This window comes from Methylocaldum sp. (genome assembly GCF_039794385.1).
In the GTDB taxonomy this organism is placed as follows: domain Bacteria; phylum Pseudomonadota; class Gammaproteobacteria; order Methylococcales; family Methylococcaceae; genus Methylocaldum.
The window spans coordinates 1-12,284 of sequence record NZ_JBDIVO010000117.1; the positions used below are offsets into that span (position 1 = coordinate 1).

General features: G+C 55.9%; 12 protein-coding genes and 2 pseudogenes. 3 read left to right on the forward strand and 11 right to left on the reverse strand.

The window, feature by feature from the left end:
- Positions 1-125 (forward strand): annotated as a pseudogene (locus ABJK70_RS11790) (transposase); the annotation flags it as partial.
- A 38-nt stretch (positions 126-163) separates the two neighbouring features.
- Here ABJK70_RS11790 and ABJK70_RS11795 read toward each other — a convergent pair.
- Positions 164-619 (reverse strand): reverse transcriptase domain-containing protein, encoded by a 456-nt coding sequence (locus ABJK70_RS11795; RefSeq protein ID WP_240506800.1) that lies wholly within the window; start codon positions 617-619, stop codon positions 164-166.
- A 1,102-nt stretch (positions 620-1,721) separates the two neighbouring features.
- On the opposite strand from ABJK70_RS11795, the gene gspD reads away from it, so the two are divergent.
- Positions 1,722-3,845 carry a type II secretion system secretin GspD gene (gspD, locus tag ABJK70_RS11800; protein ID WP_210024286.1) on the forward strand — a complete coding sequence of 708 codons (2,124 nt, stop codon included), beginning with the start codon at positions 1,722-1,724 and terminating at the stop codon, positions 3,843-3,845.
- A gap of 13 nt (positions 3,846-3,858) precedes the next feature.
- Positions 3,859-4,602: a hypothetical protein gene (locus ABJK70_RS11805; RefSeq protein WP_210024287.1), complete on the forward strand. Its 744-nt coding sequence runs from the start codon at positions 3,859-3,861 to the stop codon at positions 4,600-4,602.
- A gap of 19 nt (positions 4,603-4,621) precedes the next feature.
- Here ABJK70_RS11805 and ABJK70_RS11810 read toward each other — a convergent pair whose 3' ends face one another.
- The 10 genes and pseudogenes from ABJK70_RS11810 to ABJK70_RS11855 form a co-directional block, all read right to left on the reverse strand.
- Positions 4,622-5,140 (reverse strand): hypothetical protein, encoded by a 519-nt coding sequence (locus ABJK70_RS11810; protein WP_086133330.1) that lies wholly within the window; start codon positions 5,138-5,140, stop codon positions 4,622-4,624.
- Positions 5,141-5,734 (reverse strand): type II secretion system protein GspM, encoded by a 594-nt coding sequence (gspM, locus tag ABJK70_RS11815; RefSeq protein ID WP_086133329.1) that lies wholly within the window; start codon positions 5,732-5,734, stop codon positions 5,141-5,143.
- On the reverse strand, positions 5,731-6,852 hold the full coding sequence (locus ABJK70_RS11820; protein ID WP_139841001.1) for a PilN domain-containing protein: 1,122 nt from the start codon (positions 6,850-6,852) through the stop codon (positions 5,731-5,733). The genes gspM and ABJK70_RS11820 overlap by 4 nt, the downstream gene beginning before the upstream one ends.
- Complete coding sequence (locus ABJK70_RS11825) at positions 6,822-7,418, reverse strand: hypothetical protein (RefSeq protein ID WP_347258082.1); 597 nt, start codon at positions 7,416-7,418, stop codon at positions 6,822-6,824. The genes ABJK70_RS11820 and ABJK70_RS11825 overlap by 31 nt, the downstream gene beginning before the upstream one ends.
- A gap of 59 nt (positions 7,419-7,477) precedes the next feature.
- Entirely contained in the window at positions 7,478-7,855 is a 378-nt protein-coding gene (locus ABJK70_RS11830; RefSeq protein WP_086133326.1) for a type II secretion system protein, read from the reverse strand.
- A gap of 10 nt (positions 7,856-7,865) precedes the next feature.
- Positions 7,866-8,297 carry a GspH/FimT family pseudopilin gene (locus ABJK70_RS11835; RefSeq protein ID WP_168183741.1) on the reverse strand — a complete coding sequence of 144 codons (432 nt, stop codon included), beginning with the start codon at positions 8,295-8,297 and terminating at the stop codon, positions 7,866-7,868.
- A complete protein-coding gene (gene gspG, locus ABJK70_RS11840) occupies positions 8,266-8,676 on the reverse strand; it encodes a type II secretion system major pseudopilin GspG (protein ID WP_205780963.1) in 411 nt (136 codons plus the stop codon). Before gspG ends, ABJK70_RS11835 begins: the two co-directional genes overlap by 32 nt.
- Before the next feature lie 66 nt (positions 8,677-8,742).
- Positions 8,743-9,972, reverse strand: a complete 1,230-nt coding sequence (locus tag ABJK70_RS11845; protein ID WP_086133323.1) for a type II secretion system F family protein — start codon at positions 9,970-9,972, stop codon at positions 8,743-8,745.
- Positions 9,957-11,684 (reverse strand): GspE/PulE family protein, encoded by a 1,728-nt coding sequence (locus ABJK70_RS11850; protein ID WP_086133322.1) that lies wholly within the window; start codon positions 11,682-11,684, stop codon positions 9,957-9,959. The genes ABJK70_RS11845 and ABJK70_RS11850 overlap by 16 nt, the downstream gene beginning before the upstream one ends.
- Positions 11,685-11,888: 204 nt before the next feature.
- Positions 11,889-12,284, reverse strand: a pseudogene (locus ABJK70_RS11855) (hypothetical protein); the annotation flags it as partial.

Genomic DNA, 12,284 nt, shown 5'->3' on the forward strand with positions numbered 1-12,284 from the left:
GGCCCGATATTCAGAAGCGGTACTGGAAAGGCGTGCTATGGTCGCCGTCCTATTTCGCCTCAAGCTGCGGCGGCGCACCAATCTCCATCGTGCGCCAGTACATCGAGCAGCAGCAGACTCCGCACTGCCCAATCACACTTCACGTGTTTCGCCAGCGCCCGACTCAACAGCGCATGGTCGATATTGTCGAACAACCCCTTGATGTCAAACTCCAAGACCCAATCGTATCGCCAACAGCGAGCTCGCGTGACGCCCCTACGGCATCCAACGCGGACTTGCCCGACCTATAGCCATACGAGTCCTGTAAAAACGTCGCCTCGATCTCTGGCTCAATTTCCCGCTTGACCACCATCTGCGCCACCCGATCCGCCACCGTCGGCACGCCCAGTAACCTTACGCCACCACTCTTCTTCGGGATAGTCACCCCTTTTACCGGCGGTGGAAAATAGCTGCCCGAAGACATCCGATTCCAAAGCTTGTACAGATTGTCCTTTAGATCCTCCTCGAATGCCTCAAGGCTCTGATGATCAACCCCGGCTGCGCCGGCGTTGGCTTTCACCGCTCGATACACTTCGTACACCCGCCACTTATCAATGGCAAAGGGTTTCGTTGCACCCACCCGTTTCCTCCTGTCTCCAGTTGAACGCCGAATACAACCGCTTGATTCGACCTCTTCGCTCCAGCTGCATTACCGGCCATCGCCACTACTACAGGTCGATCCGCCCCAGTGCTCCGCATCGGTACTCTTGCCTCGTGGGTTCTGCCACTTGCGCGTCTCCCTTAGCATCGGAACGACTGGTTCCCGCAGTTCCATACAGAAGCCTGGATCAGATTCACGCCCTCTATACGCCGGCTGCCACTTGTCCAGTAATCAGGTGCCCGACAAGCTCATCCCAGAGGGGTGAAACACCCCTGGTTTCGACAGCAATTTCACAGGTTACGACGCGCCATCGAAGGTTCACTTGCGTTCGTCTCTCTGATCCGTACCTACTCCGGGTTCTTTCCCCTCGCTTTACCTCAACGCTCACCACCATGGCTCTTAACCACAGCGGCTTGAGGTGGTTTGAGACCTGCTCCTGAAAACCGATCCCGAGGGGCCTTCCCTCATCTCCCATACAGCTTTTGCACAGAGATTCCATTCTTCGCATGCCTGCGGCACACTTTCACCAGCCTGCTAGGGCGCCATGCGTATAAAATTTTAACTGTAAGCTTATGCTTACAACTTTTTCCGCATTTTCCGACTTGCGACCCAAAGCGTAACGCGATTTACTTCTTCATTTGCTCATTTCCACGAAAAGCCCTGTCTCTTTTTTTACCGAGAAGGAAGCCAGGTACTACGCAAAGATCCGGAGCTGGACTAATTGCCAGTTGAGTCAATCGCGGCATTGTTTCGGCAGGGGTAAATATTCAAACTATATTAAACAAGGTAGTGGAAAAAAGAGATCGGTTGGCTGAGGGTCGAGTTTATCCAGTTCTTCAATCTTTTTGTTTCGAAAGTTAGATCATTCTTTCCAAAACGGATCAAGTTTGACTTCGACTATTCATTTTACTTGCCCGATTATTCCTCACCCTCATGACAGCGCCGCATAATAATTCCGTTTCACAAAGAACTAATCCTTTCGAACGTTGCAACTGTTTTAAGCTCCCTGACCAGAAGCCCGCTCAACGCTGATTTTCAGGCTCATTTCGACATCAGGATAAGTTGGATGCGGGCTTGCAAAATGAAGCTTAAAAAACGGCGTAATCTCCATGCTCTCTATTCTTTAATTTTCGCCAGTTTCAGTATCGGTTGTTCGACAACTGCCCCGCCTGCTCGGCACCTGAAGTTAGCGTGGCAAGCCAGTGGTGTATCAAATACATTGCCGGCCGTTGATCAAGCAGAACCGGTTAACGCAGAGACTGACGCGGCTAAAAATCGGGCCATATTTTTTACCAAGGAGAAAGCACCCCGGCCCGTTGTGAAAAAAGTTGGGGCGGCAGGACGCCATGGCGAAAATGGGAACATTGACCTCCAATTCCGCGATGCCGACATTCATGCCGTGATTGACGCGATCCTTGGCGAAGAGCTCAAACTGGACTACACGATCGCCCCCGCGGTACAGGGCAAGATTACTTTGCGGACCCGAAAGCCGCTTACCAAGGAGGCTCTTCTTCCGGCATTAGAGGCGGCCTTGCACTCGGTTTCCGCCACAATTATTGAACAGGACGGCGCCTATCACGTGATTCCCCTGGATGCGGCTCAGCAGTGGGTAAAAGGAGTGAGCCAAGTCAGGGCTTATGGTCCCATTTCACCCGGTTTCGCGGTGGAAATTCTGCCTCTTAAGTATATCCCAGCGAGGGAAATGCAGAACATTCTCGAAGCCGTGGTCCCGAAGGGAACCGTTCTACAAGCGGACGACGTACATAATCACTTGGTCATAGCCGGCTCCAGTCAGGACAGAGCCGCAGTGCAGCAAACGGTCGAAGGTTTCGATGTGGACTGGCTGGAAGGCATGAATTTCGCCCTGTATCAGGTGGAAAATTCCAGTCCCAGCCAGATCATCACGGAACTGAAAGAAATCTTTCAACCTCCCATCGGGGTGATCGGCAGCCGGGTTCGCTTTGTCGGATTGGACCGCATTCATTCGATACTTGGCATCGCTCGCGATCGCACTGATCTTGAACTCATTGAAGATTGGATTAAGCGCCTAGACGTCACCAAGACTAGCGAACGCCGTGTTTTCGTGTACAACGTCCAAAACGGCAACGCTAAGGATCTCGCTAAAGCGCTCCGTCAGTTGTTGGGTGAAAAAGTGGGAAGCGAGCAGACCAATACCGATACTACGTCCCCTTTGCCGACAGGCACAGAAGGTTATGGCCCCGACGGTTTGTCAATGGAGAAATCCGAGAATAGACCACTTGTCGGCACTGTCCAAGGGCAAGGCGAGGGCCGCGCCAGCAAGCTGGTCGCTGTGGAGGAAACCAATTCGCTGCTTTATTATGGAACCGAAGACGAATATCGGGTGATCAAAGACGCCTTGCAGCAGCTCGATATCGTTCCGCGCCAAGTGATGATCGAGGCCATACTGGCGGAGGTTACGCTTAACGACAGCCTAAGATACGGCGTGCAATGGTTCTTCGACGCCGGAGAAAATACCGTTACCCTAAGTGCTTCCGATACCGGTGCGATCGCATCGTTATTCCCCGGCTTTTCTTACGTCTATTCCGGAGGCGCGGATGTGCGGGTCGTGCTCAATGCACTTCAGGAACGAACCGATGTGCGCGTGTTATCCGCGCCTAAGCTGTCCGTACTGAATAATCAAAAAGCGATGCTTCAGGTCGGCGATCAAGTTCCAATCGTCACTCAGACCTCTCAAGCGACCATTTCTCCGAACGCCCCGATCGTCAACCAGGTCCAGATGCGGGACACCGGGGTCATTCTCGAGATAACGCCAAGAATCAATGAGAATGGCAGCCTCATCCTCGACGTATCTCAGGAAGTGAGCGATGTCACACAAACCACCTCATCCGGGATTGATTCTCCGACCATTCAGCGACGAAAGATTCGAACGTTCGTTTTGACCAATGATGGCTTCACCGTGGCATTGGGCGGTTTGATCCGGGAAAACGGTCGTGAAAACAATAGTGGATTGCCCTTCATCAAGGATATCCCGATCATTGGTAATCTATTTCGCAACAACGTATTCGAAAACAGGCGCACCGAGCTCATCGTCTTGCTCGTGCCGCACGTCATGAGAAATCAAGCCGAGACCCGAGCGGTCGTCGATGCACTGCTGGAAGGTCTGAATGCGGCAGGGCAGGTTACCGAACGTGCTAAACCCCTCTGGCCATCGCTCCGGAAGTAGCGGCTTCGTTCTTTTGCACACGTTGTGGCTGTTGCTACTGGTCATCGCTATCGTCATGGGGACATCGCTTATCGGCCGTCGAGCAGCTGACAATATAACGGCTTATGAAACCCGTTTGCGCCTCGATTTGGCGGCCGAGTCGGCCATTTACGACGCGGTTTTCGAATTGCTGGAGCAAGGGACGCAGAGCCGATGGGTCCGTGACCACGGGAAGGTACGGACTCTCTATATCGACGAACAGACGGTTGATTTAGCAGTCACGAATGTGCACGGTATCGTGGACATCAATACGGCTGACCAGCGGTTACTGGAGAGACTCTTGGCAAATCTGCCGGGAATCGATGTTCCCGCTGTCATCGCAGGCCGTATTCAAGTCCACAAGCAAAACGGAAAAGAAGATAACCGGTTGACGACCTATTCCGATCTCAGCGCTATCTTGAGCCTATCACTGGAAGATTTTGCCTGCCTTTATCCGTACATCACGCTGTTTTCGGGACGGTTGGAGCCTAGTGCGGCGCTAACGTCGGACCGCTTGAAGAAAATGATAGGCCAAGCAAAGCGCGACGAGGAACAGCTTTCGGCGATGGAAGGTGGGCTATCGGTAGCTGGCGAGGTCTTCAGAATTACGGCTGCGGTTCATTCCGATTCTCCCAAGACCAATCGCTTGTCTGCCGAGGTGCTCCTTACAGGCAGGCGCGATATGCCTTATTTGATAAGGTCTTGGATTTGGGTTCCAAATTGTGAGGCTCAGACCTGATCGAGTGGTTGGCGATACGCTATCGATGGTTTTCTGGCAGTGGAATCGCGGAAGAGTTCACCGACAGTTGCTCGGCGTTCAGATGCATTTCGAGAGTTTGGTCTTCGTTTTTGATTCCGACCGTGACGGACTTGCGATTGATCCTTTGCACGCTCCAGTCGCCGAAACTCTCCCCAGGCCGGACCAACCGCCAGGTTTTTCTCTCTCGATCCTCTAGCAAGGCCATACTTTCACTGCCAACACGGATGACGCCGACCAGAAGCGGAGGCGGCCCCGAAATCTCAGTCGACTTGTCCGGTTCCTCCGGTTTTTCGATGAACGCGGTTCGACTAGGTTGAAACAATGGACTTGTCGTCAAGGCGTCGATTTCGATAAGGGTATAGACGTTTAAGTCGGGCTTGGTTTCATTCAGTTCTGCATTGGTGTAGTTCTCGGACGATTCGGCCAAGAGCAGCGAGAAAACGATCGTCAATCCCGCAATGAATACAACAGTGTTGAACCCAATCAACCATAGCGTTCGAGGAAACCTGTCGGTCATTTATGGCCTGCTTTCAAACGACGCCAAATCAGCTCCGAATCCCGAAATGCGGAGCTCGGCCATCACCTTGGAAATCGCAGTCCCGCCGGCTTCCGTGGGAACGCTGTCCAACGAGCGTATCGTCAACTGATCGACCACGATCAACGGCCTGTGCCGCTCGAACTCGGCGAGCATTCCCATGACGGAGGCCTCCGGCCCCTCGCCTTTCAAATCGATGGATATACGGCTGAGATTGCCTTGACGGACTGTTGTCGCGGTACGCATGGATTCCAGATTAAATCGGGTCGAGCGAATAATTTGATCGATGATTTCCTGAAATTTGGTTTCTGTCCCCGAGTTGCTATCTGTCCAAATCAATAGCGGCTTCAATGTCTCGGCATCGGCCGCGACTTGCGCCTCAGAAAGGGTTTCGACTTCAAAGGAAAGCCGCCGTGCCCGGCTTAATTCGAAGCGGGCGTCGTGCAATTGGCTGATCGCCTGCCCCGCTAGATTCAATAGCGGCTTGAAAAATCCTCCCCAAACCGCGAATACAGCGACCACCAACAGGCCGAGAGACGCGATTCGATGGACTCGGGGAGACAGTGCAGCGGTCACGGCAAGGGCCTTTTAAGCTCCAGGGCCACCTCGAACTGCGGCGGAGTTTCCGTGCCGTTATTACCGGCGACCGAAATCAATTTGGCATTGCCGATTTTCGAGAGTTTACCGAGTTCCCTCATCATTTCGGGGGGATTTGAGGCGTGACCGGCTATATGCACCACGCCGTGGTCGTACCGCAAGGACGTAATCCAGGCCGTTTTCGGCAACGCGCCCGCCACCTCGTTCAAGACATGCGTAATGCGGTATGCGGGGGCTTGACGTGACAGATCGTTTTTTACGGATTGTAGAAGGGCGCGTTGCGCCAGCAAGGGTGCACTGGCATTCACCGTTTTCTGAGTTGCCTCGATATCCCGCCTTACCTTGTGCTCAAGCCATAAAGCCGAAAGGTAAGTTGCGGGAATAAGCAACGTCGCCACCAATGCCAAGCTTAGCACCAACATCAAGCGTCGCTTGAATCGAGAACGAGCCGCCTCTCTGCCCGGCGAAGTGTAAAAAACAAAATCCAAGATACCCGACGAGGACGGGCGAAACCCCACGGCTTCCACGGAAATCCCGACCTGATCGAGATTCTTAAGCGCTTGAAGTACGGTTTCCCGGCGGCAAAGCGCAACCTCGACGTCGAGGGTCCCGGAATCGTGATCCTTTTTCGATCGAACATCGAAATAAATCGCCGCCTTCTCAAGTGGCGATTCCGTAATGAGCTTGAAGGCGACCGCATCTCGTAACCGAGCCTGTGCGCTTTTCGGAAAGCTCATCCGCAGGAGAAACACCTCTTGCAAACCTAACGCAACCTGTGTCGTGGCCTCTGCGCATAGTGGCCGCAACGCTTCCATCGCCTGCGACGAACGCCCTCCAAAAACACTGGGAAAATGGAGTTCTTCCGGTGGCGTGCCATGATCTTGGACCTCATTGTGAGGACGAACGAGCGTCGTCCGATCTCGTTCAACCAATAGAAGCACGGATTTTTCGCGCTTCGAGACCAGTCGTCCAAGCCCAGGGAAGAGGTCTGTAAGTCCCACCCACCACCATAGGAACGCGGGGCGGACGATGGCCGCGAGATTCGTCGACCGCCAAATCGCATCGGTTACGCTGGTCTGCAGGCTAAGCTTGTCCATTCGATCACACAGCTTCCGCTAAGCGTCTGGTGTAGCCGAATCGCCATCCTTAATGACGGCCGTGTCTTGTCGACGAAATCAGCGTGAAGTTGGATCACATCGGGCAGTTTCTCGGCGTCGTTCCAAGATCGGCTGGCTCGCCCGGAACTTCCCGCGAAATATGAAAATTCGACCTTTTCGAGGTCTTCGAGTACAACCCAATTCGTGCGAACGAGCTTTTCCGATACCGGCGATGCCGGACGCGGCACGAGATCCAAAAGAAGCGCAAGAGAGCCGTTCTGACGGCTTTCAAGATACAAGCGTCCATCCATGCGCCCGGAGGAGAACGCGGACTGCGACGGAATCGAAGTGAACTCCACGGTGTCCCCATCGCCTTTGAAGCGGGCTCCGAATCCGCCGCGCTCCGGTGGAAGGCTGGCGCGGAGAAGACGGGAAACGAGTCGAACCGCCGTGGCTTCCTCGGCCCATTGCCGATCAATCCGCGAAGCAAGCCTCCACCCGTCCCTGATCGTTATCAGGACTTGGGATAACGTGCCGATCAGCAAGGCCCCGGCGGCCATAGACACGAGTACCTCGAGCAAGGTAAACCCGCTTTGGGGCCTATATATCCGCCCGCACCCCACTGTCATTTCCTAAACCTATGGGCCGACATACGCACCAGTGGCGCCGAATGTGCGTCGCGCGCGATGGTTACGCTGATCCTTTGCAAGCCATAGATACCCGTCATGGGGCCTTCCATGCCGTCCGGTAGGATGTCCTCGACGTCGACTCGCCAGAAAAATTCGCCTTGAGTGCCTTCATTATTCCTAGGAATGTCCACACCATCAATCGAATACTCCTCCAGTTTGGAATGCGCAAGCAACACCGCGGTCGAGTGTGAGCGTAGCTCGATCAATCTTGGTATGGTTTGTGACATCGCCGGGAGCGCAATTCCGAGGACCAATCCCGCCATCACGAACGCCAGAACGACCTCGAGCAGTGAAAATCCAGCCTGCGACCGCAATTCCGGCCCTCTAGTTGCGAGACAACGCCCCGGTGAGCCAGTCGACCTGAATCCGATCGTCCCAGCCGTCGTGTCGAATAATAATCGAGCCCCCAGAGGATGAGCCATCGGGAAAAAACGTGATCGCGCTGCCACTCGCCGGTGACGGAATCGTGCTTGTACAAGTCACGTCCGGCTGATCGGCGACATTGCTCGTATCCTTGCTCCCGCCGCCCGAGACGATCTCCGCACACGGAAGCGTAACAGCGTGGCCCCGCGAGAGGGCCAACCACTTGGCGTTTTCCAATGCCGTCAGAGCCGCCTCCGCCCAACGGGTGCTGTTTCCTCCCCGGTACGCGCCTGCGCCCGCGGCGGCCAGCATCCCCAACAAGGCGATTACCACCAGGAGCTCCAGCAAGGTCACGCCCCGTTCACGGCGCCTTCGAGAGCCCGACGTCGGCATTTTCGCCCTCTCCGCCTTCGCGGTCATCCGCCCCGAAAGAGTAGATGTCAAAAGGACCGCGCTGTCCCGGAACACGATAACGGAAAGGCCGGCCCCAAGGATCCAGTAGGTGCTCATGTTTGCGGATGTAGGGTCCTCGCCATCGCGCGACATCTGGGGGGGCCTTCCACAGGACTTCCAACCCTTGTTCCGGCGTAGGATAGGAGCCGGTGTCGATCTGATAATAGTGCAGAGCCGTCGTCAAGGTGTCCACTTGAAGGGCCGCGGCATCCGTCTTTGCCCCGGAGAACATGTTCATGATCTGTGGCGCCACGACCGCCGAAAGCAGCCCCATGATGACCAGTACGACCATCAATTCCAAAAGTGTGAAGCCCCCCATGCCAGCCCTCTGGTGGCGATGAAGATGCCGACTACGTTGTGTTGTTCGATTATTCACCATTTTTCCTTATCGTACCGCCATTTGGTTAATGCTCATGATCCCCAACATCACGCCTGCAATAACGAATCCGACGATCAACCCCAGGACGGCGATTGCAATCGGGTTCAGGAGAGCGATAAGCCGATCGATTCGGAAGGTCGAATCCGTTTCGAGCAAATGCGCGGCTCGCATGCTGGCGTGTCCAAGCGTGCCGGTATGTTCACCGACTTCGATAATGGATACGGTCGCTTCCGGGATAAGATCGATTCGGCGAAGCGCCGCGGACACAGAGGCCCCTTCCCGCAGTTCCCGCGATGCCTTGCCCATCGCCTCGCGTAGACGTTTCGATGAGGCGGCTTGAGCGGCGAGTTGGACGGATTCCGACACCTCGACGCCATTATCGATCAACGCCCCCATCACACCCAAGGTCTTGGCCACGTCGATTTGAGCAATCAACCGGACTACAGGCAGTCGCAAAGCCATTTTCGCCATGGCCTCCCCGATGGTGGGGTTTTTTCGAACGATCCACCACAGCAAGAACATGCCTGTGATCGGGAGCACGACAATGCCAGCGCCCTGTCGCGTGACCAGGTGGGACAACGTCAATACTACACGGGTCATCTTGGGAAGCCGATGTTCCTCACCCGCGAATATCGGCTCGAATTCCGGAATGACATAACCCAGCACGAAAAGCAGCGCGGCGAAGACCGTGACAAGAACCACCACGGGGTAGATCAGCGCGTTCACCAAGCCGCGCTGAGCTGCCAGTTGCCGTTGCAGATAGCGGGCGGCGTCGGTCAGTCCATCGCCCATGCGCCCTCCTTGTTCGGAGGCGCGCACGATGCCGATCAAATACCGCGGCAAATTCCGCTCGGCTTCCAGGGCATGGGACAGCGTGGCGCCCTCGCACACCCTTCTAAGAAGCCTCTGGACCAAATCGGTCATAACCTCGCGATCCTGCTGCCGGCCTAAGACCTTGAGGGCCTGCTCAACGGTCAAGCCGGCTTTGAGCATCTCCGCGAGCTGTTCCGCGAACAGCGCAAGATCGGCTAACGGCACGCTCCGGCTTAACTTGATCGGGCGGTTGAGCACATCGCGCCAGGTGTTGGCGTCGCGGGTAATCGAAAGGGGCGTCAGCCCGGACCGAAAGAGCTCAAGCGCCGCCGTTTCCTCGGACACGGCTTCGATTTGGAGGTCCCGCAGCTCGCCGTCGCCGGTGACTGCTTTCACGGTGAACTTGCTCAGTGCTCGCGCCATTCCATGACCCGAAGCACTTCATCGATGGCGGTTTCCCCCGCAACCACCTTGGCAAGCCCGTGTTGCCAGAGATTGCGTCCGCCACGCCGCACCGAGGCATCGACGAGCATCCGCTCATCCTGTTTCATTCGAATGATTTCCCGCTCTTCTTCCTCGATTTCGATAGCCTCGAACAAAGGAGTGCGTCCCCAATAACCGCGACCGTTGCAATGCTCGCAGCCTTTAGGACCATAAATCGCTTCCGGAACGCCATGCTTTCCAAGCCCATGCCCGATCATCTCGGCTTCTGACTTCGTAACTGACCGCCGTATCTTGCAGTGCGGACATAACCGCCTGACCAGGCGCTGGGCTGCGGCAAGCTCGAGCGTGGATGCTAGAAGGTAGGCTTCCACCCCCAAGTCCAACAAGCGGGTGACCGCTCCGGCGGCCGTATTCGTGTGCAGCGTCGACAAGACCAGGTGGCCGGTCAACGCGGCGCGAATCGCGATGTCAGCGGTCTCGCGATCCCGTATTTCGCCGATCATGATGATGTCGGGATCGTTGCGCAGAATGGAGCGCAACGAGGTGGCGTAAGTTAGTCCGATTTCCGGTTTGACTTGAAGTTGAGAGACACCGGTCAATACGTATTCGATAGGGTCCTCGACGGTGACGATCTTGAGCTCGGGGTTGAGAATCGCGTTCAACGAGGCGTACAGCGTCGTCGTTTTGCCGCTACCCGTAGGTCCTGTAATGAGGACGATCCCGTGCGGTTTCTTTAAGGCCTTCCGCAGCCCGTTCAGGCCGTGGTCGGATAGCCCGAGTTGGTCGAGCTCGAGCTTGACCGATACTTGTCCAAGCAACCGAAGCACGATCGACTCCCCATGCAGTGTAGGGAACGTCGCCACCCGCAGATCGAGGCTTCGCCCGCGCGCGGAAAACCGGATTCTTCCGTCTTGAGGTACCCGCCTTTCGGCGATGTCGAGTCTAGCCATCAGTTTGATGCGGGAGGCTACCGGTTCTGCCCAGCGGGCCGACAGGACATCGGCTTCCTGCAGCAATCCGTCGATCCGGTAGCGGATGATCAATGCGTTTGCGGCTGGCTCGACGTGCACATCCGAGGCGCCGAGATCGCTCGCCGACATGATGAGCCGATGTACCAAGCGAATCACCGGTGCGTCAGAGGCGTGATCACTGAGCTTGGCCACATCATCGTCGTTGACCTCGGCCGTCCCGATCGAAGCCAGGGAAATTGCCTCCTCCGCTTCCGCCTGGGCGGCGTCGAGCTTGTAGAAGTAATCCTCCAACTCGGATTCGAGCGCTGCATAACGTTTAACGGGTTTTCCCAAAAGGAACTCCACGCCGGCCGCTGTTACATCATCGGTCGGATCCGCCATGGCGAGATGCACTTCGTCCTGATCGATTACCAGTGGGAGAGCCCGTTTGGTTCGAAAAAAATGGAGATTGACGCCGTCGATCTCGGGCAGGCGGGCAGGGAAACGGGCACGTTTAGCGACCTCGATGGCCAGCATTTCCGCAAAAATCTCGGCCATCTGGTCTTCCGTTACCAATCCGAGCCGAGTGGCGACGGCTGAAAAAGGGGTTTCCGACGACCGTGCCGCCGCCTGAACCCGCTCTACGGATTCAGCACTCATCAGCCGTCTTCGCAGCAAGATCTCCACCAGCCTGTCGGTAGAATCGGTGGAAGATGCCGAAACAGCGGTAGTGACTGCCATGTTGAATTAAGCTTCCAATTGCCTTGCAGCTCGAAGCCAACCCGATTGGCCGGCTCGTTTTTTGACGTTTTAACTGGCCACCGCGATACTAACGATGATGCTCACCCATATTTAAATGACCAAATGGCACTAAGGTATCGCTAGGTATTTAGGGTCTATCTCAGTAGGCCGTTCACCCTGAGCCAGTCGAAGGTTTCTTGGGACCTACTGGGATAGGCTCTTAGTACTTAGATAATACCACTGAATTCTCGATCGTTTTTGTACTGAAACATAGCAATTTAAGCCCGTGGCGACGTTTGACTCGTTGATCCCGGGGGCGTGGACGTAGCGGCGGAGGAGATTCCCGGTACTGTCGTACTCGGCCAAAAGGTCCGCCCCGTCGTAGAGGAGATGGGTGGTCACCCCTCCGATCGCGGTCTGCCGAAGCCGCCCCTCGCCGTCATAGGCGAGCGCCGCCGCGAGGCCGGTCTTGCTGGCGGTCTTCAGACGGTTGTCGAGGTCGTACGCATAGCTCCACACCCCGTCCCCGGTGAGGTTGCCGTTGGCGTCATAGCCGAGGGTGGCCCCGGCCGCCTGGGTGTACTGGTTGAGGCCGTTGGC